The organism is Desulfovibrio desulfuricans (assembly GCF_024460775.1).
GTDB lineage: Bacteria > Desulfobacterota > Desulfovibrionia > Desulfovibrionales > Desulfovibrionaceae > Desulfovibrio > Desulfovibrio desulfuricans_E.
Genome location: NZ_JANFYZ010000003.1, coordinates 239,039 through 263,556 on the forward strand (window position 1 = coordinate 239,039; position 24,518 = coordinate 263,556).

24 protein-coding genes are annotated in these 24,518 nt (G+C 58.7%); 17 read left to right on the top strand and 7 right to left on the bottom strand.

Annotated features, from left to right (window positions below; genetic code table 11):
- The first annotated feature begins 244 nt into the window (after nucleotides 1–244).
- The 9 genes from NE637_RS05340 to NE637_RS05380 all read left to right on the top strand — a co-directional run bounded on the left by NE637_RS05340 (nucleotide 245) and on the right by NE637_RS05380 (nucleotide 9,520).
- Nucleotides 245–1,126 carry a shikimate dehydrogenase family protein gene (locus tag NE637_RS05340; RefSeq protein WP_192112643.1) on the top strand — a complete coding sequence of 294 codons (882 nt, stop codon included), beginning with the start codon at nucleotides 245–247 and terminating at the stop codon, nucleotides 1,124–1,126.
- A 24-nt stretch (nucleotides 1,127–1,150) separates the two neighbouring features.
- The gene (gene aroQ, locus NE637_RS05345) at nucleotides 1,151–1,603 is read left to right on the top strand and encodes a type II 3-dehydroquinate dehydratase (protein WP_192112642.1); all 453 of its coding nucleotides are present in this window, start codon (nucleotides 1,151–1,153) and stop codon (nucleotides 1,601–1,603) included.
- A 119-nt stretch (nucleotides 1,604–1,722) separates the two neighbouring features.
- The gene (locus NE637_RS05350) at nucleotides 1,723–2,304 is read left to right on the top strand and encodes a 4Fe-4S dicluster domain-containing protein (protein ID WP_022658838.1); all 582 of its coding nucleotides are present in this window, start codon (nucleotides 1,723–1,725) and stop codon (nucleotides 2,302–2,304) included.
- Nucleotides 2,301–3,233 carry a CoB--CoM heterodisulfide reductase iron-sulfur subunit B family protein gene (locus NE637_RS05355; protein WP_227118710.1) on the top strand — a complete coding sequence of 311 codons (933 nt, stop codon included), beginning with the start codon at nucleotides 2,301–2,303 and terminating at the stop codon, nucleotides 3,231–3,233. Before NE637_RS05350 ends, NE637_RS05355 begins: the two co-directional genes overlap by 4 nt.
- Complete coding sequence (locus tag NE637_RS05360; protein ID WP_227118709.1) at nucleotides 3,233–5,194, top strand: CoB--CoM heterodisulfide reductase iron-sulfur subunit A family protein; 1,962 nt, start codon at nucleotides 3,233–3,235, stop codon at nucleotides 5,192–5,194. Before NE637_RS05355 ends, NE637_RS05360 begins: the two co-directional genes overlap by 1 nt.
- Entirely contained in the window at nucleotides 5,182–6,630 is a 1,449-nt protein-coding gene (locus NE637_RS05365) for a hydrogenase iron-sulfur subunit (protein ID WP_227118708.1), read from the top strand. The genes NE637_RS05360 and NE637_RS05365 overlap by 13 nt, the downstream gene beginning before the upstream one ends.
- The gene (locus NE637_RS05370; protein WP_306666369.1) at nucleotides 6,627–7,712 is read left to right on the top strand and encodes a 4Fe-4S dicluster domain-containing protein; all 1,086 of its coding nucleotides are present in this window, start codon (nucleotides 6,627–6,629) and stop codon (nucleotides 7,710–7,712) included. The genes NE637_RS05365 and NE637_RS05370 overlap by 4 nt, the downstream gene beginning before the upstream one ends.
- 179 nt (nucleotides 7,713–7,891) lie before the next feature.
- The gene (locus NE637_RS05375) at nucleotides 7,892–8,752 is read left to right on the top strand and encodes an FAD/NAD(P)-binding protein (protein ID WP_051135423.1); all 861 of its coding nucleotides are present in this window, start codon (nucleotides 7,892–7,894) and stop codon (nucleotides 8,750–8,752) included.
- A gap of 228 nt (nucleotides 8,753–8,980) precedes the next feature.
- A complete protein-coding gene (locus tag NE637_RS05380; protein WP_227118706.1) occupies nucleotides 8,981–9,520 on the top strand; it encodes a hypothetical protein in 540 nt (179 codons plus the stop codon).
- A 134-nt stretch (nucleotides 9,521–9,654) separates the two neighbouring features.
- Here NE637_RS05380 and NE637_RS05385 read toward each other — a convergent pair whose 3' ends face one another.
- Both NE637_RS05385 and ilvD read right to left on the bottom strand, forming a co-directional pair.
- On the bottom strand, nucleotides 9,655–10,590 hold the full coding sequence (locus NE637_RS05385) for an AEC family transporter (RefSeq protein ID WP_192112637.1): 936 nt from the start codon (nucleotides 10,588–10,590) through the stop codon (nucleotides 9,655–9,657).
- Between the two features lie 115 nt (nucleotides 10,591–10,705).
- Nucleotides 10,706–12,391, bottom strand: coding sequence for a dihydroxy-acid dehydratase (gene ilvD / locus NE637_RS05390; RefSeq protein ID WP_227118705.1), 1,686 nt, complete (start codon nucleotides 12,389–12,391; stop codon nucleotides 10,706–10,708).
- Nucleotides 12,392–12,615: 224 nt separating this feature from the next.
- Between ilvD and NE637_RS05395 the strand changes: the two genes are divergently transcribed.
- Both NE637_RS05395 and NE637_RS05400 read left to right on the top strand, forming a co-directional pair.
- The gene (locus NE637_RS05395) at nucleotides 12,616–14,163 is read left to right on the top strand and encodes a lipopolysaccharide biosynthesis protein (protein ID WP_215648240.1); all 1,548 of its coding nucleotides are present in this window, start codon (nucleotides 12,616–12,618) and stop codon (nucleotides 14,161–14,163) included.
- Nucleotides 14,164–14,691: 528 nt separating this feature from the next.
- Nucleotides 14,692–15,456 (top strand): hypothetical protein, encoded by a 765-nt coding sequence (locus tag NE637_RS05400; protein ID WP_227118704.1) that lies wholly within the window; start codon nucleotides 14,692–14,694, stop codon nucleotides 15,454–15,456.
- Between the two features lie 276 nt (nucleotides 15,457–15,732).
- Here NE637_RS05400 and proB read toward each other — a convergent pair whose 3' ends face one another.
- The 5 genes from proB to rplU form a co-directional block, all read right to left on the bottom strand.
- Nucleotides 15,733–16,977 (bottom strand): glutamate 5-kinase, encoded by a 1,245-nt coding sequence (gene proB / locus NE637_RS05405; protein ID WP_215648226.1) that lies wholly within the window; start codon nucleotides 16,975–16,977, stop codon nucleotides 15,733–15,735.
- A gap of 17 nt (nucleotides 16,978–16,994) precedes the next feature.
- Nucleotides 16,995–18,095 (bottom strand): GTPase ObgE, encoded by a 1,101-nt coding sequence (gene obgE / locus NE637_RS05410; protein WP_227118703.1) that lies wholly within the window; start codon nucleotides 18,093–18,095, stop codon nucleotides 16,995–16,997.
- A gap of 111 nt (nucleotides 18,096–18,206) precedes the next feature.
- Nucleotides 18,207–18,341: a hypothetical protein gene (locus NE637_RS05415; protein WP_256186036.1), complete on the bottom strand. Its 135-nt coding sequence runs from the start codon at nucleotides 18,339–18,341 to the stop codon at nucleotides 18,207–18,209.
- A gap of 8 nt (nucleotides 18,342–18,349) precedes the next feature.
- The gene (gene rpmA / locus NE637_RS05420) at nucleotides 18,350–18,619 is read right to left on the bottom strand and encodes a 50S ribosomal protein L27 (protein WP_192112631.1); all 270 of its coding nucleotides are present in this window, start codon (nucleotides 18,617–18,619) and stop codon (nucleotides 18,350–18,352) included.
- A 132-nt stretch (nucleotides 18,620–18,751) separates the two neighbouring features.
- The gene (rplU, locus tag NE637_RS05425) at nucleotides 18,752–19,060 is read right to left on the bottom strand and encodes a 50S ribosomal protein L21 (RefSeq protein ID WP_192112630.1); all 309 of its coding nucleotides are present in this window, start codon (nucleotides 19,058–19,060) and stop codon (nucleotides 18,752–18,754) included.
- A gap of 236 nt (nucleotides 19,061–19,296) precedes the next feature.
- Here rplU and NE637_RS05430 point away from each other — a divergent pair, with 236 nt between their 5' ends.
- From NE637_RS05430 to NE637_RS05455, 6 genes are all read left to right on the top strand, one after another.
- Entirely contained in the window at nucleotides 19,297–20,931 is a 1,635-nt protein-coding gene (locus NE637_RS05430; protein WP_227118702.1) for a class I SAM-dependent RNA methyltransferase, read from the top strand.
- Between the two features lie 208 nt (nucleotides 20,932–21,139).
- A complete protein-coding gene (locus NE637_RS05435) occupies nucleotides 21,140–21,493 on the top strand; it encodes an AtpZ/AtpI family protein (protein WP_027180827.1) in 354 nt (117 codons plus the stop codon).
- On the top strand, nucleotides 21,459–21,899 hold the full coding sequence (locus NE637_RS05440) for a hypothetical protein (RefSeq protein ID WP_227118701.1): 441 nt from the start codon (nucleotides 21,459–21,461) through the stop codon (nucleotides 21,897–21,899). The genes NE637_RS05435 and NE637_RS05440 overlap by 35 nt, the downstream gene beginning before the upstream one ends.
- Before the next feature lie 124 nt (nucleotides 21,900–22,023).
- Nucleotides 22,024–22,728 carry a F0F1 ATP synthase subunit A gene (gene atpB / locus NE637_RS05445; RefSeq protein WP_192112627.1) on the top strand — a complete coding sequence of 235 codons (705 nt, stop codon included), beginning with the start codon at nucleotides 22,024–22,026 and terminating at the stop codon, nucleotides 22,726–22,728.
- A 127-nt stretch (nucleotides 22,729–22,855) separates the two neighbouring features.
- On the top strand, nucleotides 22,856–23,179 hold the full coding sequence (gene atpE, locus NE637_RS05450) for an ATP synthase F0 subunit C (RefSeq protein WP_022658856.1): 324 nt from the start codon (nucleotides 22,856–22,858) through the stop codon (nucleotides 23,177–23,179).
- A gap of 676 nt (nucleotides 23,180–23,855) precedes the next feature.
- Complete coding sequence (locus tag NE637_RS05455; RefSeq protein WP_022658857.1) at nucleotides 23,856–24,497, top strand: redox-sensing transcriptional repressor Rex; 642 nt, start codon at nucleotides 23,856–23,858, stop codon at nucleotides 24,495–24,497.
- Nucleotides 24,498–24,518 lie beyond the last annotated feature (21 nt).

Here is a 24,518-nt window from a genome sequence, read left to right on the forward strand (position 1 = left end):
CAGCCCCTTGTTTGGTGTAATGATTTTCCGGCCCCGGCATAACCCGGGGCCTTTTGTATTTCTGGCAGGATACCGCTGCCAGGCGGATGCGCCCATACCATTTGACCACTTTGGTTATCCGGGCGATCCGGACGCAGCAGCATTGCTCCGTACCGCCCCATAGGGTACAGTGTTGCCTCAAGATGTGGATCACCCTGTAAAGAAACACTTTTTTGCCGCACTTTCCCGCAGGAGAGCACCCCGCATGAGCGTCGCAGCATCCTCCACCAATGGTACCGCTCTCTATGGCGTCACCGGTTGGCCGCTGGCCCAGACACTTTCGCCCCTGTTGCACAATACGGGCTTCCGGACGCTGGGCATCAACGCACTGTACCAGAAATGGGAAGTGCCGCCCGAGAAACTGCCCGCCTTTGTGGAAAGTGTACGCCTGCTCGATATTCGCGGTTGTTCTGTGACCATCCCGCACAAGGTTGGCCTTTTGGCCCTGCTGGACGAAATCAGCCCCCTTGCACGTCAGGTGGGCGCGGCCAATACCATTTACTGGAAGGGCGACCACCTTTGCGGCGAAAACACCGATGTGGCCGGATTCATGGCTCCGCTTGCAGAGATGCCTCTTGGCGGGGCGGATGTGCTGCTGCTGGGTGCGGGCGGCGCTGCCCGGGCCGTTGCCGCTGGCCTTGCCGCGCCGGACAATGCAAAGCGCCCTGCCAGAATCTTTGTGGCCACGCCTTCCGATAAATCGCACCTGCCGCTGGCCGACGAATTCGGCCTTACGCCCCTGCTGTGGAAAGACCGTCACGAGCCTTCGGCCCTGCTGGTGGTCAACACCACTCCCCTTGGCATGCGCGGCAAGGCAGAGGATGACACCCCATACGATTTCTCGCTGGCAGGGGCACTTCCCGCCAACGGTGCTGCCAAGGCAACACCCATTGCCTACGATATTGTGTACAACCCCCTCGAAACCCGTTTTCTGCGCGAGGCCCGCGCTGCTGGTCGTTGCTGCATATCGGGCCTTGAAATGTTTTTTGGTCAGGGCGACGCGCAGTTCCGCCTCTGGACGGGGCAGGGCCTGCCGCCCGAATCACGCCGCGCCCTTGAGGACGCCCTTGGGCAACAGCCCCAATAAACCGACATGAAAAGCGAGGCTTCCATGCGAATTCTGGTGCTGCACGGCGTCAATCTGAACATGTTTGGCAAGCGCGACCCCTCACAGTACGGCACGGCCACCCTGGCGGACATTGACGCAGCGCTGCAATCGCTTGCCCAGGAAATGGGCGCGACTGTGGAATGCTTTCAGACCAACCACGAGGGCCTGATGGTGGAGCGCATCCACCAGGCGCTTGGCGAGGGCGCTGACGCGGTGGTTATCAATGCGGGCGCATGGACGCACTACAGCTATGCCATTGCTGACGCCCTGGCCATTCTGCCTGTGCCTGTGGTGGAGGTTCACATGTCCAATGTTCACGCGCGCGAGGCGTTCCGGCACCATTCTGTGCTGTCGCCAGTGTGCGCGGGCAGCGTGTGCGGATTCGGCGTTGAGAGTTATCTTCTCGGGCTGCGAGCCGCGCAATCGCTGGCGGCTAAAGCCGCAGCCAAAGCGTAGTAAAGACGCAGTATATAATTTGCTGGGGTGCGAGCCTAGATTTTTGACTTTTTCTGCTGTAGCGTTGTAGATAGTCTTGTCACAGCGGCACCCCATCAGCTTCTAACCAGAGAGTTCCCATGAACGAAGCCATTAACCTGAACCGCCTGCGCGACCCCGCCTTTACGGAGGAAGTGGATGCGCACAGCGGGCAAAAAGTGTCCACCTGCTATCAGTGCGGCAATTGTACTGCCGGCTGTCCCGCAGGGTTCGTTTACGACATGCAGGTCAACCAGATCATGCGGGCGGTACAGTTGGGCTTGAAGGACGCGGTACTTGATTCGCGTTCCATCTGGATGTGCCTGTCCTGTTCCACCTGTAGCCAACGGTGTCCCAACAACATCGATGTGGCCGGAGTCATGGAGACCCTGCGCCACATGGCCCGCAAGGAAGGCCGCGTGGCCGTTCCCAAGGTGGAAAAATTCTGGTTTTCCTTCCTGGATACGGTGCGCACCTTTGGCCGCACCCACGAAATCGGCACCATGGCACTCTACATGATGCGCTCACTGCGCGTGTTTACCGACGTTGACCTCGCGCCCGAAGCTCTCAAAAAGGGCAAGCTGGGACTCAAGCCCCACATTCTGCCGGGCGGGGCAGGGCCGGTTACCCGTATCTTTACGCGCTACAAGGAACGCGCCAAGCGCGAGGGGGTGCGCCCATGAATTTTGCCTACTACCCCGGCTGCTCCGCCAGGGGTTCTTCAAAAGATTACGAAATGTCCACTCAGGCTGTGTGCAAAGCCCTGGACATGAGACTTGTGGATATTCCCGACTGGAACTGTTGCGGCTCCACCCCGGCCCATGCCGTGGATACGGAACTTTCCGCCGCCCTGTGCGTGCGCAATCTTGATATTGCCGCCCAGCAAAAAGCTGAAGTTCTGCTTACCCCATGCCCCAGCTGCCTTTCCAACCTGCGCATGGCTGCCAAGCGCATGGAAAATCCCGCCTTCCGCAGCCGCGTTGACGAGCTGCTGGACGGCCCCTCGGCCAAGCAGTTTCCGCCTGTCACCTCCGTCATGCAGGGCATTGCCGCGCAGATGGAAATGGACGCCATCGCCGCCCGCGTGCGCCAGAGTCTCAAGGGGCTCAAGCTCGTGGCCTACTACGGCTGCCTCATGAGCCGCCCGGCGGAAGTGATGAACTTTGGCGACCCCGAAAATCCCACGCTCATGGAAGAAATGATGTCAGCCTGCGGCGCGGAGATGCTTGATTTCCCGCTCAAGACCGCCTGCTGCGGCGCATCGTTCGGCATTCCCGAGCGCCCCATGACAGCCAAAAATTCGGGCCGCATCCTTGAGCTGGCAACCCGCCTCGGCGCGGACGCCATCGTAGTGGCCTGTCCTCTCTGCCAGATGAACCTTGACCTGCGCCAGGATCAGGCCAGCGCGGCCATGGACACCAAGTTCCGTATGCCGGTGCTCTACTTCACCCAGATGATGGGCATTGCCTTTGATCTGCCGGAAGAAGAACTGGGCCTGAACAAGCTGTGCGTGAGCCCCAACGGCCTTATCCGCAAACTGGGCGAGCTGCGCCGCGAGGAAGCAGCCAAACCCGCAGAGCAGAAGGCCAAGGCCGCTGAAGGAGGCAGGTAATGAGAATAGGCGTCTTTATCTGCCACTGCGGCAGCAACATCGCCGGAACCGTCGATTGCGCCCAGGTGGCGGCCATTGCCCGCACCTACCCGGACGTAGTCTATGCCGACGACCCCATGTACACCTGCGCCGAACCAGGGCAGGCGGCCATTGAGGCTGCCATCCACGAGCACAAGCTTGACGGCGTGGTCGTTGCCTCCTGCTCGCCGCGCATGCACGAACCCACCTTCCGCCGCACGGTGGAACGCGCGGGGCTGAACCGCTACATGCTTGAAATGGCCAACATCCGCGAGCATGTTTCGTGGATCGGCAAAGACATGGAAGCCAACACCAACAAGGCTGCCGAACTGGTGCAGCTTGCGGTGGAAAAGCTGCGCAACAACAAGCCCCTGCTGGCCAAGAGCTTTGATGTCAACAAGCGCGTGCTGGTCATCGGCGGCGGCGTTGCGGGCATTCAGGCGGCGCTTGACTGTGCCGACGGCGGCATTCAGGTGGTGCTGGTGGAACGCGATGCGACCATCGGCGGCAAGATGGCAAAGCTCGACAAGACCTTCCCCACCGTTGACTGCTCGGCCTGTATTCTCGGCCCCAAGATGGTGGACGTGGCCCAGCACTCCAACATTACGCTCTACGCCTATTCCGAAGTGGAAGACATTTCGGGCTATGTGGGCAACTTTACGGTCAAGATCCGCAAGCGCACCACCTATGTGGACTGGAGCCTGTGCACGGGCTGCGGCGCATGCACAGAGAAATGCCCGGCCAAGAAAACGCCCGACACCTTCAATGAACTGACGGGCAACACCACGGCCATCACCATTGCCTTTCCGCAGGCCATCCCCAAGAAGGCCGTCATCAATCCGCAGTTCTGCCGCCAGCTTCTCAAGGGCAAGTGCGGCGTGTGCGCCAAGGTGTGCCCCACCGGGGCCATCAAGTACGACATGGAAGATGAAGTCATCACCGAAGAAGTGGGCAGCATTGTTGCCGCCACCGGTTATGACCTCATGGACTGGACCGTGTACAAGGAATACGGCGGCGGCGCGTACCCCGACGTCATCACCTCCTTGCAGTACGAGCGCCTGCTCTCCGCATCCGGCCCCACGGGCGGGCATGTGAAGCGCCCCTCTGACGGTAGGGAACCCAAGAACATCGTCTTTGTGCAGTGCGTCGGCTCGCGCGACAAATCCGTGGGCCGTCCCTACTGCTCCGGCTTCTGCTGCATGTACACGGCCAAGCAGGCCATCCTGACCAAGGATCACATTCCCGATTCCAAGTCCTTTGTCTTCTACATGGACATCCGCGCTCCAGGGAAGATGTACGACGAGTTTACCCGCCGCGCCATGGAAGAATACGGTACGGAATACATCCGTGGCCGCGTGTCGCAGATTTACCCCGACGGCAACGGCCAGATGACGGTCATGGGCGTGGATACCCTGCTGGGTCAGCCAGTGGAAATCAAGGCCGACCTGGTGGTGCTTGCCGTGGGCGTCGAGGCCAGCAAGGGTTCGCCCCAGCTGGCGGAAAAGCTGCGTATCTCCTACGACAGCTACGGCTTCTTCATGGAAAGCCACGTCAAGCTCAAGCCTGTGGAAACCAATACCGCCGGTGTGTATCTGGCGGGCGTATGCCAGGGGGTCAAGGACATTCCCGCCTCCGTGGCCCAGGGTTCCGCCGCTGCGGCCAAGGTGCTGGCGCTCTTCTCCAAGGACAAGCTTGAAAGCGACCCGCAGATCGCCCAGGTGGACATCCGCCGCTGCGTCAACTGCGGCAAGTGCATCCGCTGCTGCCCCTTCGGAGCCATCAAGGAAGTGGAGATCCGGGGCGAGGGCAAGGCTCAGGTCATCGAGACCGTGTGCCAGGGCTGCGGCCTGTGTACGTCCACCTGTCCGCAGGGGGCCATCCAGCTTTCACACGCTACTGACAACCAGATCCTTGCGGAGGTAAACGCCTTATGCCAGTGCTAAACGGCAAAGAACTGAGAATTGTAGGTTTTCTCTGCAACTGGTGTTCGTATGGCGGCGCGGATACTGCCGGTGTGGCCCGCGCCACCCAGCCCACAGACCTGCGCGTCATCCGTGTTCCCTGCTCGGGCCGTATTGACCCGCTGTTCATCGTCAAGGCGCTGCTCAACGGCGCGGACGGCGTGCTGGTTTCCGGCTGCCACCCCCGCGACTGCCACTACGCAGCGGGCAACTTCTACGCCCGCCGCCGCCTTGAGGTGCTCAAGCAGTTCCTGCCCGTGCTGGGCATTGACGAACGCCGCTTTGAATACACCTGGGTTTCAGCCTCCGAAGGCCAGCGCTGGCAGCAGGTGGTCACGGTCTTTACCGACCGCATCCACAAGCTCGGCCCCGCGCCCAAGCTGGAAGACCCGGAACCGCTGCTCAAAATAGCAGACATGGCCCTGACCTCCCTGCGCTCCCTCGGCACAGGGCAGAACGCCGCCCTTGCCGAGCTCAAGGAAGCCATCAAGGCCAAGCTGCCCGAGCTGGACTGCGTGCTCGGCTGGCAGCAGGGCTATGACGCCGCGCACACCGTGCCCCTGTTCATGAAGACCCCCGAGGACGTGGACAAGCTGGTATGGGGGCCCTTTAACGTCAACAATCCCGCCGTGTACCTGCCCTCGTTCAAGGGCAAGAAGGTGGGCATTGTGGTCAAGGGCTGCGATTCCCGCTCGGTGGTTGAATTGCTGCAGGAAAACCTGATCCGCCGCGAAGATGTGACCATCTTTGCCCTGCCCTGCGAAGGCACGCTGGACATGGCCCGCGTCAATCAGGATCTGGGCCGCTACACCAAGATCGACGGCGTGACCTACGACGAGGCCGGTGTAACCATCACCGCCGACGGCAAGGATCACCGCTTCTGCATGACGGACTACGCCCAGGGCAAATGCTACGGCTGCACCACGCCTTCGGCAGTGCTGGCCGACACCCTGCTTGGTCAGCCCGTCAAGGTGGACGGCGCGGCGGGTACCCCGCCGGAACTGGCCCTGCTCGATTCCATGACTCTGGACGAACGGCTCGCCTTCTGGCGTGGCCAGATGGACCGCTGCCTGCGCTGCTACGCCTGCCGCAACGCCTGCCCCATGTGCGTGTGCCGCGACTACTGCGTCTCCGACAGCCGCGATCCGCACTGGATGACGCAGGAAGACAGCGCCAAGGAAAAACTCTTCTTCCAGACCATCCACGCCATGCATCTGGCTGGCCGCTGCACAGGCTGCGGCGAATGCCAGCGCGCCTGCCCCGTGGGCATTCCCATCCTGGCCCTGCGCCAGCAGATTGCCCGCGCTGTGGCCCAGCTTTTTGACGGCTACCAGCCCGGCCTCAATCCGGATGAAGTGCCGCCCTTGCTGGGCTATGAAGTGGTTGAAAAGAACATTCATGAGAGGGACTGGAAATGAGCATGATCCGCTTTGTTACCCCTGACGGCTTGCCCGCGTTTCTCGCCTACCTCTCGCAGAATGGCCGCCGTGTGCTTGTGCCGGTAGAAAAGCCCGCCAACAAGCGTTCTGTGGTCTTTGAGCCGTGGCAGGAAGGCAAGCCCTTTACTCTGGAAAAGGCCACCGTGCCCGCCAAGGAAGCCGTGCTGCCCCAGTGCGAAACCCTGGTGCGCTACAAAAAAACCAAGGACCCTGAAAACCTCGAACGCGTCACCATGAGCCTGGACGACAAGCCCGAGGCTCAGCCCACCGTGGTTTTTGCCTGCCGCCCCTGCGATGCGCGTGGTTATGCGGTGCTTGACCGCCCCTACCTTAAAGGGCCTTACGCCGATCCTTACTACAAGGCGCGGCGCGACCAGCTCACGGTGGTTACGCTCACCTGCGGCAGCGGCTGCAACACCTGCTTCTGCCACTGGGTTGGCGGCGGCCCAACCTCCCCCGAAGGCTCGGACGTGCTCATGACCGAGATCGAGGGCGGCTATGTGCTGCAAGGCATCACGCCCAAGGGCGAAGAACTGCTGGCTGCGTCTTCCCTCTCGGAAGGGGCCGAACTTTTCCCCAAGGCGGAAGCCGCCCGCAAGGAAGCCTGGGCCAGCCTTGTGCCAGCACCCAATATCAAAAACGCGCCCGAAAAAGTGGCTGCCCGCTTTAACGATACGCAGTTCTGGCAGGATCAGACCGACCGCTGCCTCTCCTGCGGGGCCTGCACCTACTTTTGCCCCACCTGCTACTGCTTCACCATCACCGATGAGGGCGAAGGACTGAGCGAAAAAGGTGGCCGCCGTCTGCGCAGCTGGGACAACTGCATGTCCTCGCTGTTCACCCGCGAGGCCAGCGGCCACAACCCGCGCATGCTCAAGGCATTCCGCATGCGCAACCGCGTTTCGCACAAGTACTCCACCTATCCTGAAAACTGGGGTTCGTTCTCGTGCAGCGGCTGTGGTCGCTGCATCAGCAATTGCCCCGTCTGCCTGGACATCCGCTCCATCGTGCTGGCCGCCATTGAAGACGGCAACGATGACAAGAAGTCCACGGACAAGTAGGAGCAGACATGGCAACCAAGAAAACTACCGGCAAAGCCACCACTCCCAAGACTGAGCCCCAAAATACCGCCGCGCCTGAAAAGGCCGCTGCAAAGGCAGAACCCGCTGTGGATACCAAGCCAACTGCCGCCGCCAAGCCAGCCGCCAAGCCGGGCCTCAAGCCCGCGCCCGACGGCGGCATGCTGCGCGAAATCACGGCCCGTCCCATGATGCAGGGCAACCCCTACCTGCCCATGCCCGCCACTGTGGCCGAAGTCATACAGGAAACCGGCAACATCAAGACCCTGCGCGTGGTGCTGGACGATGATGCGGCCATGAAGTCCTTTACCTACGAACCCGGCCAGGTGGGCCAGCTCTCCGTATTCGGCGCTGGCGAATCCACCTTTGTCATCAACTCGCCGCCGTCGCAGAAGAACTACCTCCAGTTCTCCGTCATGCAGGCGGGCGAAGTGACCTCGGCCATCCACAGGCTCTCGCCCGGCGACAAGGTGGGCGTGCGCGCACCTCTGGGCAATTACTTTCCCTACGCCGACTGGAAGGGCAAGGACATCTTCTTTGTGGGCGGCGGCATCGGCATGGCCCCCATCCGCACCATCATGCTGCACGTGCTGGAACACCGCGCCGATTTCGGCAAGGTGAGCCTCCTCTACGGCGCACGTTCCCCGCGCGACATGGCCTTCAGCTATGAAACGGAAGACTGGCTGCGCCGCGATGATCTGGACTGCACCCTGTGCATCGACGCCCCCTTTGACGGCTGGCCGCACAAGGTGGGCCTGATCCCCAATGTGCTGCTGGAACTCAACCCCGATCCCAAAAACTGCGTGGCTGTGCTCTGCGGCCCGCCCATCATGATCAAGTTCACGGTGCAGGCCCTGCAAAAACTCAATTTTGCGCCTGAAAACATCGTGACCACGCTTGAAAAACGCATGAAGTGCGGCGTGGGCATCTGCGGACGCTGCAACATCGGCGGCCGCTACGTCTGCGTGGACGGCCCCGTGTTCACCTGGCAGGAACTGCAGGATCTGCCGCCGGAACTGTAGGATTCCGCGGCATTCAGCATAGTCTGTTTGCGGGGGGTTCCCTTGTGATTGCCCTTGGGCAGCCATAATGGAGCCTCCCCTTTTTTGTGCCCCTGTGGAGTTCTGCCTGCACAATCGCACAGACCACTGAGCCAGGCCGGTTTTGCCGCTGCACAGCCATTCGGCGGCAGTTGACAGGACGGGCGCAGTGGGTCAAGGAAGTACAACGCTTTCTTCAAGGGAGTATTCATGAAAAAAATGTTGATTCTCTGTTGCCTGATGCTTGGACTGCCCGTGGCTGTTCAGGCCAGCAACGACAAGATTGATCCTTCCACGTATATCTGCGCCGAACTCGTGACCCAGCCCATGACCGAAGGCGGCCAGCCGCCCATATTTGAAGGCCTGCAAATTGACGGCTATGTGAGCGCCAAGATGGGCAACCCCATTGCAGACCCGGAAACCCTCGCCCCCATGCTGGGCCAGGTCTACGGCGCCTGCCAGGTTGACCCCACCAAGAAGGTTGCCGCCGTGTGGCAGGAAGCCCGCAAGACCTTTCCAGTCGATACAGAGAGCACATGGCGCGCAGACAAGACCCTGTGCAAGGATTACACCGCCAACCCCGACGATGGCAGCGGCTTTGTGATCTGGCTTGACGGCTACAACCGGGGCAAGAGCGGCAAGCCTGCATCCGTGCTTAACAGCGATGACACCCTCAAGGCCTACCTCGACGCTTGCAGCAAAAAGCCCGATTCCCTCATGCTGGACGTATTGGCTGAAAGCGCCAAGTAGCCCAAGCCCGCCACAAAAATTTGAAGGCCGCAGATTGCAAAATCTGCGGCCTTTGCATTTGAAAAAAGGGAAAAAGCAGGGATGTTAATTGAAATGCCACCGCTGAATAAAGGCGGTTCGATGCCCGAACAGCTCTAAAAAATAACCATGTAAAGCGGAATGGTGATCATGGAGAGCAACGTCGTCAGGCTGACGGCCTGCGCCCCAAATTCCGGGTCAGTATGATAGTGGGCGCTCAAAATCGCCGCCTGGGCCATCACAGGCAGGGATGCCTGGATGATGAAAACCTTGCCCATAAGCGCAGGCACCGGGAAGAAATACAGCAGGCCAGTCATCACCAACGGGCCAAGCATCATGCGCCCCAGCGCCAGCAGAACCATATCCTTGCCAATCCTGATGCTGCGCAATCCCATATCGTAGATGGAAATACCGATAAAAATCATGGCCAGCGGCGTAGTGAGATTGCCCAGCGAGCGGGCGACGTTCTGCAAAAATTCGGGCAGTTCAACGCCCAGCATGGTCAGAATCAACCCTGTGATAAAACCCAGGAAAGGCGGGGAAAACACTTGCCTGACCCTGGTGCGCAGGGGGATTTTTCCTCTGTTTTCAGTAATATCGCATGTAATGGAGTAGACCCCCACAGTCCAGAAAAAAACCGTGCTGGCAGCATAGTACAGCAATACATAGGGGATGGAACTTTCGCCAAACAGGGCCAGATTGACGGGAATACCTATAAAAATGGTGTTTGAATTGGCGACGCTGGCACAAAACAGGCCAAAATGCTGCCTTTTGACGCGGGCCAATTTGGCAAGCGCAATGGCCAACGCAAAGGTGAGGGTCACAGAGCCCAACGGCAGCAGCGCCCCCTTTGCCAGCATGATCAGGTCGTCCCGATGGAACGAGTGCATGATGGTGTACATAAGAAAGGGCGGCAGGGCGATCTGGGTGATCAGACGCGGCAGAACAATACGGGTTTCCGCGCCAAACCAGTTGCGCGCCGCCAGCATGAAACCCACAAAACCCAGCAGCATCAGCCCGAATACACCGCCCAGCGCATGCAAAAACGCCATGTTTCTTTATCCTTTCAAATAACCATTTCGCAATATTGGCCCAGGGGCCAGAAAACCCCCACGTGCCAAAAACAAATCCGGCACGTGGGGGCTTTGAATCATTTCGGCAAGTTACTTAGATTTCCTTGTAACGCCCGCCATTGGCAGCCGAGCTGACCAGATAGGCATAACGCCGCAGCACAGGGTAAGGGCAATCCTTCTTGGGCACCACAAGGGCGGCGCGCCGCTTGGCAAGCTCGGCCTCGTCCACAAGCAGATCCAGCTTGCGGTTGGGAATGTCGATATGGATGGTATCGCCTTCGTGCACCAGGGCGATAACACCACCGTCCGCCGCTTCGGGCGAAATGTGCCCGATGGCCGCGCCATTGGTGCCGCCTGAGAAACGGCCGTCCGTCAGCAGGGCAACATCCTTGCCAAGGCCCATGCCTGTGATGGCCGCCGTGGGCGAGAGCATTTCGCGCATGCCCGGGCCGCCGCGCGGGCCTTCGTAACGGATCACAACGCCGTCCCCGGCCTTGATCTTGCCGTCAAGAATGGCCTTCATGGCGTCTTCTTCCGACTCGAAAACGCGGGCCGTAACATCGCGGCACATCATTTCCGGGGCAACCGCAGACTGCTTGACCACAGCGCCCTCGGGGGCCAGGCTGCCGCGCAGAATGGCAATGCCGCCCTGTTTGGAATAGGGATTTTCAACACTGCGGATCACTTCAGGGTTCATGACGCGGGCGTTCATGATCTTGAGGTTTTCGCCCACGGTCTTGCCCGTGGCGGTCATGCAGTCCTTGTTGATGAGGCCCAGCTTGTCCAGCTCGGTCATGACGGCAGGGATGCCGCCCGCGTTATCCAGATCAACCATGTAATGCTTGCCCGCCGGGGAAAGCTTGCACAGATTGGGGCTTTTTTTGCTGACTTCGTCAAAAATTTCCAGGCCAAGCTTCAACCCGGCCTCGCCGAACACGGCGGGCAGGTGCAGCACGGTATTGGTGGAGCAGCCAAGGGCCATATCCACGGCCACGGCGTTAGCAACAGACTTGGGCGTTACGATGTCCAGCGGGCGGATATTCTTGCGCAGCAGATCCATAACCCGCATGCCCGCCGTTTTGGCAAGGCGAATGCGCGCGCCGCTCACAGCGGGGATGGTGCCGTTGCCGGGCAGGGCCACGCCGATGGTTTCAGACAGGCAGTTCATAGAGTTGGCCGTGAACATGCCCGCGCAGGCGCCACAGCCGGGACAGGCGCGTTCGGCCATATATTCCAGCTCTTCTTCTGTCATGGCGCCGCTACGCACCTTGCCCACGGCCTCAAACACGGTGATAAGATCGCCACGCTTGCCGGGGCCTATATCGCCGGGCAGCATAGGGCCGCCGGAAACCAGCACCGAGGGAATGTTCAGGCGCATCATGGCCATAAGCATACCGGGGACGCACTTGTCGCAGTTGGGAATGAACACCAGGGCGTCAAAGGCGTGACCGCGCGCCATAATTTCAATGGAATCCGCAATGAATTCACGCGAGGGCAGGGAAAAACGCATGCCTTCATGGTTCATGGCCAGGCCGTCGCACACGGCAATAGCCGGGAACTGCAGCGGCGTACCGCCCGACATACGTACACCGGCCTTGACCGCGTCGGCCAGGCTGTTCAGGTGCATATGCCCGGGAACGACCTCGCTGGCGGCGTTCACAATACCTATCAGGGGGCGTTCCATTTCTTCTCTGGTGAGGCCCAGAGCATAGAGCAGGGAGCGGTGGGGGGCTTTTTCCAGCCCGGACTTCATTTTTTTGCTGCGTGCTTCATCATCCATGACGGTATCCTTATGGTATGAACAACAAACATTCCTCTTGCGCCCGCAATCGGAATGAGAATCGTACGGTAATTTTTTACGCCCGTAAACACGGCATGGCCCCTCCTGCCGCCCTGCCGGAGTGCCCCACCGCAACCGGATGCGGGTAATCGGCTGAGCAGGTATTTTTTCCGCACTGGCCTCAGCCACTTGAGCGCGCCGCCGAAGTGAGCTAATTTCCCGGCATGCAAAGCTCTACCCCAACTTTGGCCCGCCGCTACATATTCAAGCTCGTGGCCAATATCGCCTCCGTCCCGGTCTACCTTGTCATGGAGGCCATTCTGCCCCGCGCTCTCGGGCCGCAGATGTACGGCAATTACAGCTTTGCCACCAACCTGTTCCAGCAGCTTTCCGGCTTTCTGGATATGGGAACCTCCACCTGCTTTTACAATTCCCTTTCGCGGCGGCAGGCAGAGACCGGCCTCATCGGCTTTTACATGCGCGTTACAGTGGCGGTATTCGCTATTATCTTGCTGGCCGCAGGTCTGCTGCAAATTCCTGCGGCTGGCGAACTGCTCATGCCCGATGTGCCCCTGTGGCTCGCACCGCTGGCAGCCCTGTGGGCTTTTCTGACATGGTGGGGCCGCGTGCTGCGCTCCATGAACGATGCCGTGGGCGCAACTGTTTCTTCCGAGATGGTGCGCACCGTTGTGTCGCTGTTTACAGTGGGCTTGCTGGGGCTCATGTTCTGGGCCGACTGGCTGAATATTCACACGCTCTTTGCCCAGCAATACCTCATGCTGGGGGCAACTGCCCTTGGCTACTGGCTGGTTACGCGCACCTACTGGCGGCAGGCGGGCATTCCCCTGCACTTTCGGCTCACGCCTGAGCAGACGCGCGCCTATGGGCGGGAGTTCTTCAATTACAGCCACCCGCTGTTCGTGCAGGCCCTGCTCTCCTTTTTGCTCCTCACTGCCGAGCGCTGGCTACTGCAATGGTTTGACGGCAGCGTGGAACAGGGCTTTTTTGCCCTTTCCCAAAAAGTCAGCATGGCCTGTTTTCTTTTTGTTTCAGCCATGACGCCTCTGGTCATGCGCGAGCTTTCCATCGCCTGGGGCAACAACGACCGCGAGGCCATGGGCCGCCTGCTCACGCGTTTTGCCCCACTGCTGTATGTGGTGGCTGCCTATTTTTCGTGCTTTACGCTGGCCGAGGGTTCCGCCCTGGTGAACTTTTTCGGCGGCGCGCAGTTTGCCGCTGCGACCCTGCCTGTGCAGATCATGGCGCTCTATCCCCTGCATCAGGCCTATGGGCAGCTTGCCGGATCGGTTTTTCACGCCACGGGCCGCACCAAGGTGCTGCGCAACATGGCGGCGCTGGAATGCATTTACGGTTTCAGCACAGCGTGGTTTCTGCTTGCGCCGCCGGAATATTTCGGCCTTGGGCTCGGTGCTGTGGGGCTGGCGATCAAAACCGTGTGCGTGCAGATCATCACGGTCAACGTCTATCTTTGGCTGGCATCGCGCTTTATTCCGCTCAAGTTCTGGCGCAACGTGGCCCACCAGATATGGAGCCTAGCCGTTTTGCTGCTGCTGGCTTTTGGCTGCCGCCAGCTTACGCTCTATCTTGGCATTGGCGATGTGGATTCCCTGCCGCGTTTTCTTGTTTCCGGCGTCATCTACACCGCGGCTATCGGGCTGCTCTGCTTGGGCATGCCCGCTGTAATGGGCTTTTCCCGGCAGGAATTGCGCGAAGTATTCATCCGGTTCAGCAAATCCAGGTCACACGGCTAACACCCTGCCCAAAAAGATGGGAAGGCCGGACTGTGGTCTGCTCCCCATCAAGTGGACAGGCCAAAAAGGCCAGGGCGAATATTCAATCGGCCAGCTTTTCCCGAAATTCTATCGGAGAGAGCTGGCCGAACCTTTTTTGAAATCTCTTCGCAGTATAAAAACGTATGTGTTCTTCTAGCAGAGCGACGGTTTCCTGCTAGCTGCACACCTCTTCCATGTGAACGCTTCAGTTAGTTTTTTAAGGGACAGGTGGCTATGGTAGCAATTTGTGTGACTTAATCTTTGCCGCGCGATAGGGCCTGCTTCATGCAGATTTAAAGTCCTACCCATCGGCGATGGTTGCTATGGGATGTTTCTCGCGTTTGGTAAGTGCACTAAAAATAAAGCAATACAGGAGTAAGCTGTTTTCAGGCTTCATATTTCGTGGCTTCCACATTGCAAGGAGCGGCAAAATTCAGGTAAACTTTTTAAAAAAAATGTCGTTAGGGAGATGAGGAGTGCCAAACTGTGCGCAAGTGAGGTGTCGGAATGGACTTTTTTGATGATATTTTGACAGCCACATATTTAAAGAAGGCAAGCTTGAGCCTTCTGCTGGATAGTTTGCCGCAGTCTGTGCCCCCAACGTACACATCCGGCAAAGAAATGCTTGCCGCAGCGTTGACCGGGCGAATCCGGACTGATGCATCCATGCTGCGGCAAGGGGCGAAAAACGCCACGGAAGGGGCAAATATAGCCACGTTGATCGCAACGTCCACATCCACAGTGCGCGACAACCTGAACCAGATGTTAACCCTTGCCCAAGAGGTAAAGGCCGATCCGACCAAGGGCAGCGTCAACGGCGCTGCGTTTACAGCCCTTGCCAGAGAGCTCTCGTCAGTTGCTTCTGGCACAAAATACAATAATATTTCTCTGTTAGACAAAACTGGCTGGACGAATGACAGTCGCCTCACCATCAGCGGCGATGGGAAATCCTCGACGTTTAAACTACAGATGGGATACGGTAGCTCAACCTTTACACTGAATGATTTGTCGTATCTGAATTACCTGAAGAGTGTTGATTTAAGCAGCGGATCGCTTGATATAGATGCGCTTATCAGTGATCTTTCGACACAAATAAACACAGTCGATGTGATATATAGCCGGAATAATTCGCTGTCAGGGTCTTACACAAGCGAGGCGAATGTCCTGGTGGAACAAGCAGACATTCTGAAGAAGGCCGCGCAGGATGCGATGCCGAGTGAGGAAGACCCTCTTTTGCGGGATATTGGCAGTATTATTTCCACAACATCCTGAGTACTGTCGCTGCGCAAATCTCCCTGGGGCATGCATCAGTTTATATCCCGGCAATGCTCCCATTCACCAACATTCCGGATTTTTGCATTTCTCCCCGCGCAGCAACCAGTGGCACTGACACCTTATTGAAAGACGTCACAAGCGGCTCTTGCACATGTTCCGCCTGTGACGCTTTTTTATGTTGCCTATCTGATGGGGAGCATAGCAGCGAAGCCTGGGTGACCTTTCTATCGCAAGCTACTCAGATGAGGGCATATCAAATCCGGCCCTTTGTATTCACACTGCCGCATCAAGCAGCAGATTGTCCCTATGAATCACCTCAGGGTAGTGCGCATCACCCAGAATAGCTGCGACTTCGTGCCGTTTCAGGCCCATAATTTTTTTCAGGTCTGAGGTGCTGTAGTTGGAGAGGCCCACGCCAAGGCTTTGCCCTTCGTGCAGCACGCGCACCAGCCCGCCTTGCTGAAAGTTGCCCTCAACGCGGAACACGCCGCCGGGCAGCAGGCTGCCGCCCTTGTGCAGCAGGGCCTTGGCCGCGCCTGCGTCCACATGCACGCTGCCCGCCGGATCAGACTGATAGGCCAGCCAGAATTTACGGCGCGGTATGGCATGCCGCGCCGGGCAAACCCATGTGCCGCCCGTAAATGGCTCGTGCCCCTGCGGAGCCGGACAAATACCGCTGGCGGCAAAGGCCCGCGTGATGATCTCCGGCTCGCGCCCCGGCAAAATCAGCGTGGGAACGCCAATCTGCGCGGCGCGACGGGCCGCCAGCAACTTGGAATACATGCCGCCCGTGCCTACGGAAGTCTTGCCGCCGCAAAGCTGACCCAGGTCGAGGGCCGCCACATCATCAATGTGATCCATGATGGGGGCGTTGGGATCTTTTTGCGGATCGGCAGCCAGAACGCCCGAGGCGGAAGTGAGATTGATGAAAAGATCAGCTCCGGTCAGATTGACCAGAAGGCTTGCAAGGCAGTCGTTATCGCCGAACTTCAGTTCGCTGATGGATACGGTGTCGTTTTCATTGACAATGGGCAGCACGCCCCATTCCAGCAGTTCGGCAAAGGTATTGCGCGCATTGAGGAAGCGCTGACGCGCGCGCAGGTCATCGCGGGTCAGCAACACCTGAGCGGTGGGCATGCGGTGCGCAAAAAACACCTTGTCCCAGCTCTGCATGAGCTGCCCCTGCCCCACTGCTGCCGCGGCCTGACGCGCCGCAAGGCCCGTGGTTTCAACCACATGCCCGCGCGTGGCAAGCGCGGCCCGCCCAGCGGCCACAGCGCCGGAAGAAACAAGCACCAGACGGCGCGGCTCCGCGCCCCCCGCGTTACTGGATGCGACATCGCCCGCAGGCAGCAGGTTGCGCAGACGCGCCAACTGCCCGGCCAGATTTTCCAGCACAGGCATGCTCAGGCCCTGGGCATCGGTGAGTACGGCGCTGCCTACCTTGACGACCACCACCCGCGCCTGGGCAAGCACCCGTGCGCGTTCCTGCCGCCAGTCTTCCGTCGGCGCTGTCATATATGCTCCACAGACCGCTATTCGCGGGTATAGATCACTTCAATTTCGGGGAAGTCCTCTTCCTCATCGCCGTCAGTATCGGCAAAATGCAGGATAGGCGCGTGGCTGACGGTTTCATCGCGCATACGCCACAACTCTTCCACCAGAGGCTCAAGGTCGATGTTGTCCCGCGCGGAAATAAAGAAGATATTCCGGCCATCGGCTTTGGCCCTGTTTTTCAGCTCTTCCAGGCGCTCGGGGCTGATGAGGTCGATCTTGTTGACCACCTCGATCTGCTGACGCTCACCCAGTTCTTCGTCAAAGCGGCACAGTTCCTCATTGATGAGGTTAAAGCCCGCCCAGGGGTCATCCTCGCCCACGTCTTCCACGCTGAGAATGTGCACGAGAAAGCGTGTGCGCTCCACATGCTTGAGGAAGCGCAGCCCCAGCCCCTGACCTTCGTGCGCGCCTTCGATGAGGCCGGGAATGTCGGCAATGACCATGCGCCTGTCAGGATCCACTTCGTCAATCATCACGCCGAGGTTGGGCGTGAGCGTGGTGAAGGGATAGGCCGCGATCTTGGGACGCGCCGCAGAGACCTGCGAAATAAAGGTGGATTTGCCCGCATTGGGCAAGCCCAACAGACCGGCATCGGCCAGAATCTTCAGCTCAAGGCGCAGATTCTTTTCTTCACCCGGTTCGCCGGGCTGGCAAAAACGCGGTGCGCGCATGGTGGAAGACTTGAAATGTTCGTTGCCCTTTCCGCCGCGTCCGCCGCGTGCAACCATCACTTCCGCTTCGGGATCGCTGAGGTCGGCCAGCAGCTCTTCACCATCAGGCCCTTCAACAAAAACAAGCGTGCCCACCGGCAGGTGCAGCACCATGTCTTCACCTTTTTTGCCATCGCACTGGCTACCCTCGCCGGGGCGACCATTCCGGGCCTCGTAAAGGCGCTTGAGCCGAAAATCGTACAATGACAGCAAACGGCCATCGGCTTTCAGCAGCACTGAACCGCCGTCACCACCGTTGCCGCCGTCCGGGCCGCCGCGCGGCACAAACTTTTCGCGCCGAAAAGACAAACAACCGTGCCCGCCCTTACCGGCGCGCACCTGAATTCGAGCTTCATCTACAAATCGCATGGGATATCCTTGCGGTCAGTCCGCGCGGCTGCGCCTGCAATGCTGGCGCTCGCCGTAATGTATAAGGGGCTGCCGTTCCGAAAAACCGCGCAAATATTGCAGCAATGCAGGTCAACGCCACATGGCAAACACCTGTTTGCCCCACGTTCCCTGCTTTTCGGTCTGTGGCCTGCGCCACACATACCCCAGCACAAACACCGAGAGGGAAGAAGCCTCGCGGCCCCTTCCCTCATCGGCAAATTCCACGCGGCCGCTTAGTCGGCGGCCGCCTCCACATGCACTCGCGTGTGAACGCGACGCTTGCGGATATACTTCTCAAAGCGCACAACGCCGGCCACTTTGGCAAACAGGGTAAAATCCCTGCCCATGCCCACGTTCACACCGGGGTAAACGGTAGTGCCGAGCTGACGCACCAGAATATTGCCAGCCAGAACGCTCTGACCGCCAAAACGCTTTACGCCGCGGCGTTGGCCTTCACTGTCGCGACCGTTGCGCGAAGAGCCGCCTGCTTTCTTATGTGCCATGGTAGCCTCCCTGGGGCGCCGACCCTGTGGACCGGCGGGGCAAAATAAATATCTTTCAACGCGCCCTGCACGAAAGCGGGGCTATTGGCAGACCATGCCCGCGGCCTGCCGAACCTCAGCAAAAGCCGGGTTCTAGGCGTTGATGCTCTTAACGCGAATGGTGGTGTAATCCTGGCGGTGACCGCGCAGCTTGCGCGAGTCATTACGACGCCAGCGCTTGAACACCTTGATCTTGGGTCCGCGCCCGTGATCCACCACTTCCGCCATAACGGCGGCCCCGGCAAGATAGGGAGCGCCGACTTTGCATTCAGCGCCGCCGACCATCAGCACCTTGTCCAGGGAAATTTCGCTTCCGGCCTGAACCGCAAGCTTTTCCACAACTACTTTAGAACCTTCTTCGACGCGGTACTGTTTTCCGCCGGTCTCGATAATCGCGTACATATCAACCTCCAAAAAGAGAAAGGCATATTTGCCCCACAGGCCGACAAATGTCAAGCGCGTTTCGCAGAAATTTTTGCAAAACTCGCTACAACAGTCCGCGACTTGCGCGAGTGGCGAGAATACACAACTTCATGGCAGGGAGCAATGCCTTTCTGCACCCAGCCACGCGCCGTCCTCCCCCTTCCTCTTCCAGCCGCACTTGCACAGCCGCAAGCCTGCTGCTATCTGTGGGGCGCATGAACACAGCCCCCACACAGCTCACGCTTGATATCACCGCCCTTTCGCACGATGGGCGCGGCATTGCACGCCTTGCGCCAGCCGACGACCATGCCAGCAAGGGCACCGTCGTATTTGTGGCAAATGCCCTGCCGGGCCAGCGGGTGAACGCGAGCGTTTTGCGGCGCAAAACCTCCTTTATAGATGCAGAAGCCTCGACCTTGCTCAGCCAGTCGCCGGACGCCGTCGATCCCATATGCCCCCACCATGCTGGATGCGGCGGCTGCCCGTTGCAAACCATGCCCTATGCGCAGCAACTTTACTGGAAGCGCACTCTGGCAGTGGACGCCCTGACCCGCATTGGCAAGTTTGACCGCGCTCAGATTGAATCAATGCTGCCGCCCGTCACAGGGTCGCCCGCGCTGACGCGGTTTCGCAATAAAATGGAATTTGCCTTCGGGCACGACACTGAAGACGGAACGGGACTGAAACTTGGCCTACGCCGCCGCAATGGCCGCGATGTAGTGGATGTGCCGCACTGCGCCCTCATGCCATCCGAAGCGCTTCAAATAGTAAGTATGGTGGGCAAACTGGCGGCGCAAAGCGGCCTTGCCGCCTATGCAGCGCCCGATGCAAGGCAAGGTCAGCCCTTTCGCCCCACGCAAGGTCAACAAAGACAGGGCCGCCGGGGCGGCTTTGCCCGGCGCACCCCGCGCAGCCACGCCATCCCGATTCACGAGGCCGTGGACTATGGATTCTGGCGTTTTTTTGTACTGAGGCGAGGCCTTGCAGCGGACATGCGCACTCCGCGCTGGTGGGCCTTGTGCATCACAAGCCCTGGCGATACCGCACAGCGTGCAGCCGTGCGGATGCTCGGCAGGGAGGTACTGGCCGCATTCCCCCAGTTGGCGGCCTTTATCCATGAAGAACGCGCCACCGCCGATGCCTTTGCTTTTGGCGAAAAGCGCGTGCAGACCCTGGACGACACTGGCCGGGAAAATCCCTCGGCCGCACGGTTGTTTCTGCCCCTTGCCGGCATGAACTTTACCCTCGATGCGGCTTCATTCTTTCAGGTGAATACTGGCGGGGCGCAGGCGCTTGCGCATGCGGCACAGCGCATTCTTTTGGCTGACAGCCCGGCGGCGAGTCACCAGGACGCCCGCCCCCGAGGCCTGCTCGATCTTTATTGCGGCGTTGGCGCACCGGGCCTGCTGCTGGCGCGTAACTATTCCGCCTTGCTGGGCCTGGAGCAGGACAGTCGGGCCGTGAAGCTTGCCGCCATAAATGCCAGGGCCAATGACATCAATTACTGCCAGTATGAGGCAGGGGATGCGGCGTACCGCCTTGAGCACCTTGTGCCTCTGGAGCCTGCAAGCCGCTGGCTGGCAGCTGGGTTTGACGAGTCAGCCAGCATTCCGCAGGCAACAGACGCTCTGGCAGATCCGCCCAGGGCCGGGCTTTCGCCGCGCGCGCTGGATGCACTCATGCAGATTGCCCCAGACAGAATCCTTTATATATCGTGCAACCCGGCGACGCTCGCGCGCGATGCCGCCCAGCTGCGCAACAGGTATTCCCTGGAGCGGCTTGAAGCCGTTGATCTTTTTCCCCACACGCCGCACCTTGAGTGCCTGAGCCTCTGGCGCAGGCTCGACTGAGCTGCGGGCAGACATTTTTTTTCATATTCACGAGGCTCGATTTTTGGTATCAACAGCCAGTTTTCCGCGTCTGTGGCCCCTAAGGAATGCAGCGTAATCACAAGTTTCCGCCCAAAGTCATTGACGCGTCGGGTCGCCTGTGATAATTTGAACAGCGTTAAGGGGACCATGACGCTTACAGGTTCCAGCCACGTGCGCGGAGGCCTTAATGTCGTTCAAGGATTTTCTTAAGCAGCAGCAAACCGGCATGGAAGCCATGGCCAACACAGGGGTCATTGGCCTGCATCTGGTGAGCGGCCCCGCAGTGGGTTTTGCCATAGGCTACGGCATTGACCACTGGTTTGGCACCAGCCCATGGGGCAAGCTGGTTTTTCTGTTCATCGGCATTGCGGCGGGTTTTTTGAACGTGTATCGCGACACTCAGGCCCTGCTGCGCAAAATGGCGGCGCAAGACGCCCGCCGGAAAGGCCTTGTGCCGGAACAGCAAAGCGAAACACCCCCAGCGGGGCAAGGCAAAACAAACAGCCGTGCGCAGACTGAAACAGATGATACACAGCCTTGACGCCTGGCTTTGGCGGCGCGGCATAGATCACCCGGCTATCCGTGTTTTGCTGCGTAACGAAATTTTGTTCGCCGCGTGCAGTCTTTTGATCGGCGGGCTGGCCTTTGCGGCCACACCCTGGTTTTTCTGGTTTGGAGTGGGCCTGACCATCATGGCCTGGACTTTTTGGGGATTGGCGCGCTTTTTTCTGCGCAAGGGCCTGGGGGATTACAGCACGGCCTTTTTGCGCATAGTACTTGTGCGCTGGATGGGTCGGCTGGTTATAATCGGCGCGCTTCTTTATGTTTCGCTGATTGTGTATCAGGCACCTGTTTTCGCCATAGTAGGCGGCATGGCCGCAGCCGGAGCTTGCGCTCTGGCAAGTTATGCCCTGGCAGCGCGTGGACCGCGACGCCGGGCAGACTAAACCGGGGCACTACAGCCGCAGCACGGCAGGGCAAATGCCCAAGGCCGCAAATTTTGGGGAATGGCCCGCACGGGTCTAACATTAACGCCGCGCTTTGGCGCGTACTCACCAGGAGGCATGGCTCATGGCAGGTGGTTTGCCGCATCCGGTATTGCTCTCCACATTTATGGGCATGGACGAGATCACCATCGGTGGAACGATGGTGGAATTCAAACATGTGTTCTACTCCTGGGTCTGTATGGCCATTCTGTTCACCGTAGCGTTGATCATGCGCCGTCGGCTGACCATGGTTCCCGGAGGTTTGCAAAACTTTTTTGAAGCCTTGGTGGATACCATCGAGAACTTCATCCTTGCCACCATGGGTGAGCATGGACGCAAGTTCGTTGGCCTCCTGGCTGGCATGTTCATCTACATCTTCGGCATGAACCTCATGGGTCTTGTGCCCGGCTTTGACGCTCCTACAGCCAACCTCAACACCACCGTGTGCATGGCGCTGTTTGTGCTCGTGTTCTACAACGCCGTGGGTCTGATCCGCTGGAAGGCGCACTACATCCACCACTTTACCGGCCCCTCCAAGGTGCTCATTCCGCTCATGTTTCCGCTTGAAGTGGTTTCGCATCTTTCGCGCCCGGTTTCGCTTTCTCTCCGTCTTTTCGGCAACATCCGCGGTGAAGAAATCGTTATGGTGCTGTTCTTCGTAATGGCTCCCATACTCGGCACCCTGCCCATCTACGCCCTCTTCCTTTTGGGCAAGACCATGCAGGCTTTCGTGTTCTTCATGCTGACCATGTTCTACATCAAGGGCGCGCTTGAAGCACCCGAGCATTAGGCCGATGGCCACCGGGCTGCCTGCGGCCCGCCGAATAATCATCGGCAAATTGCGGGACGTTACACACGACACATAGTGGGGAATGGTCGATAACGACCCAACAATACAACAGTGCAAGGAGTGTCTCATGCGTAAGTTTCTGATGATCGCCCTGAACACCGTGGCCCTTCTCGGCATGGCCACCATGGCTTTTGCTGCCAACCAGCTCGACGCCTCGGCTCTGGGCTACACCTGCCTGGCCGCCGCCCTTGGCATCGGCATTGCCGCTTTCGGTTGCGGCATCGGCATGGGCCTTGGTCTGAAGGGCGCCTGCGAAGGCGTTGCCCGCAACCCTGACGTGAGCGGCAAGATCACCGGTACCATGATTCTGGCCTTCGCCTTCATCGAATCGCTGGCCATTTACGCCCTGGTTATCAGCTTCATCCTGCTGTACGCCAACCCCTACGCGTAAGTCCGGATCACATTGATTTGTAAAAAAGGCGGCCCTTGGGCCGCCTTTTTTATTTGCAACAGATTTGATCTGTTACGTCTGTAGCTATCGATTCGAATCCGCTACTGCTTCCAACCAGCAATTTTTTGAAGTCCTAACGGCCTGCAACAGCAAAAACCATGAAGATAAAACTTTGCCTCAGTCACAATACCTGACAAAGAATGTCAAACATTGTTGAGTACACACTTCCACAGGGATAGACTTGATATATAGAGAAAGACCATTATCGACCACACAGCAAATACCTTTCCTTGAGTCAGCATTCACCAAGCTTCGTAAGAGGCTTAACCTTTGTTAACTTTTATGGTATAGATTATGTCCTACATCGCTTTTAGAACCTAACGTATTGAAATAACAGATGGCGAACTTGTGTCTTTGCGTTAGCTGCAACTTGCTAAGTGGTGAAATAAATTTTATCAAAAAAGTCAGCAGGAAAAAGCCAAGGCTCGGTTCCACTGTTCTTGGTCCCAGCTGAACATTGCAGGCATAACACGCTTCTTTTCCTGCTATTTAGCGAAGTTGCCTGCCATGTGCGCCATGTATTCACAAAGCTTGCGCCTGTGTGTATTTCTGCTATAAAATCAAATTCACAAAGTTTGTAACAACAAGACACGCTTGGCATCCCAGAAGGTACAACATGGTCAACCCACCCAAAAGCAAACACATCCCCCGCGCGACTATCCAGCGCCTTGCCACATATGTTCAGGTGCTGGAAAATTTCGCACGTGACAGTGTCGAAGTCATTTCATCCAATCCCCTTGCAGAAGCCTGCGGCGTCAACGGCTCGCAGGTGCGCAAAGACCTTGCTTACTTCGGCGAATTCGGCATCCGTGGCGTTGGTTATCATGTCAAATCGCTCATTGCCGCCATCACCTCATCCCTGGGTGTTGACCGCGAATGGCGCATGGCGCTGATCGGCGTCGGCAACCTCGGCAAGGCCATTCTGAACCACGGCGAATTTCGCTCACGCGGATTCAACATTGTGGGCATTTTCGACTGCGATCCCTTCAAAATCGGCGAAATTGTCCACGGTCTTGAAGTGCACTGCACACGCGACCTCAAAGATATGGTGACTGATCTGAACATCGAGATCGGTATCATCACCACACCGCCGGAGCGGGCGCAAAGGGCAGCACAGCACTTGATGGACGCAGGCATTACCTCCATTCTGAACTTTGCCCCCTCGCGCATCAAGGTGCCGGACAGAATCAACGTGGAGTACGTGGACTTTTTCCACCATCTCTATGCGCTGGCGTTCAATCATCCCCAGACGCGGTAATCAACCGTGGCACTCGCTTCT

Excerpts from the sequence above, each read along its gene's own strand:
- NE637_RS05340 (WP_192112643.1), top strand. The coding sequence starts at position 245 with ATGAGCGTCGCAGCATCCTCCACCAATGGTACCGCTCTCTATGGCGTC.
- aroQ (WP_192112642.1), top strand. The coding sequence starts at position 1,151 with ATGCGAATTCTGGTGCTGCACGGCGTCAATCTGAACATGTTTGGCAAG.
- NE637_RS05350 (WP_022658838.1), top strand. The coding sequence starts at position 1,723 with ATGAACGAAGCCATTAACCTGAACCGCCTGCGCGACCCCGCCTTTACG.
- NE637_RS05355 (WP_227118710.1), top strand. The coding sequence starts at position 2,301 with ATGAATTTTGCCTACTACCCCGGCTGCTCCGCCAGGGGTTCTTCAAAA.
- NE637_RS05360 (WP_227118709.1), top strand. The coding sequence starts at position 3,233 with ATGAGAATAGGCGTCTTTATCTGCCACTGCGGCAGCAACATCGCCGGA.
- NE637_RS05365 (WP_227118708.1), top strand. The coding sequence starts at position 5,182 with ATGCCAGTGCTAAACGGCAAAGAACTGAGAATTGTAGGTTTTCTCTGC.
- NE637_RS05370 (WP_306666369.1), top strand. The coding sequence starts at position 6,627 with ATGAGCATGATCCGCTTTGTTACCCCTGACGGCTTGCCCGCGTTTCTC.
- NE637_RS05375 (WP_051135423.1), top strand. The coding sequence starts at position 7,892 with ATGCTGCGCGAAATCACGGCCCGTCCCATGATGCAGGGCAACCCCTAC.
- NE637_RS05380 (WP_227118706.1), top strand. The coding sequence starts at position 8,981 with ATGAAAAAAATGTTGATTCTCTGTTGCCTGATGCTTGGACTGCCCGTG.
- NE637_RS05385 (WP_192112637.1), bottom strand. The coding sequence starts at position 10,590 with ATGGCGTTTTTGCATGCGCTGGGCGGTGTATTCGGGCTGATGCTGCTG.
- ilvD (WP_227118705.1), bottom strand. The coding sequence starts at position 12,391 with ATGGATGATGAAGCACGCAGCAAAAAAATGAAGTCCGGGCTGGAAAAA.
- NE637_RS05395 (WP_215648240.1), top strand. The coding sequence starts at position 12,616 with ATGCAAAGCTCTACCCCAACTTTGGCCCGCCGCTACATATTCAAGCTC.
- NE637_RS05400 (WP_227118704.1), top strand. The coding sequence starts at position 14,692 with ATGGACTTTTTTGATGATATTTTGACAGCCACATATTTAAAGAAGGCA.
- proB (WP_215648226.1), bottom strand. The coding sequence starts at position 16,977 with ATGACAGCGCCGACGGAAGACTGGCGGCAGGAACGCGCACGGGTGCTT.
- obgE (WP_227118703.1), bottom strand. The coding sequence starts at position 18,095 with ATGCGATTTGTAGATGAAGCTCGAATTCAGGTGCGCGCCGGTAAGGGC.
- rpmA (WP_192112631.1), bottom strand. The coding sequence starts at position 18,619 with ATGGCACATAAGAAAGCAGGCGGCTCTTCGCGCAACGGTCGCGACAGT.
- rplU (WP_192112630.1), bottom strand. The coding sequence starts at position 19,060 with ATGTACGCGATTATCGAGACCGGCGGAAAACAGTACCGCGTCGAAGAA.
- NE637_RS05430 (WP_227118702.1), top strand. The coding sequence starts at position 19,297 with ATGAACACAGCCCCCACACAGCTCACGCTTGATATCACCGCCCTTTCG.
- NE637_RS05435 (WP_027180827.1), top strand. The coding sequence starts at position 21,140 with ATGTCGTTCAAGGATTTTCTTAAGCAGCAGCAAACCGGCATGGAAGCC.
- atpB (WP_192112627.1), top strand. The coding sequence starts at position 22,024 with ATGGCAGGTGGTTTGCCGCATCCGGTATTGCTCTCCACATTTATGGGC.
- atpE (WP_022658856.1), top strand. The coding sequence starts at position 22,856 with ATGCGTAAGTTTCTGATGATCGCCCTGAACACCGTGGCCCTTCTCGGC.
- NE637_RS05455 (WP_022658857.1), top strand. The coding sequence starts at position 23,856 with ATGGTCAACCCACCCAAAAGCAAACACATCCCCCGCGCGACTATCCAG.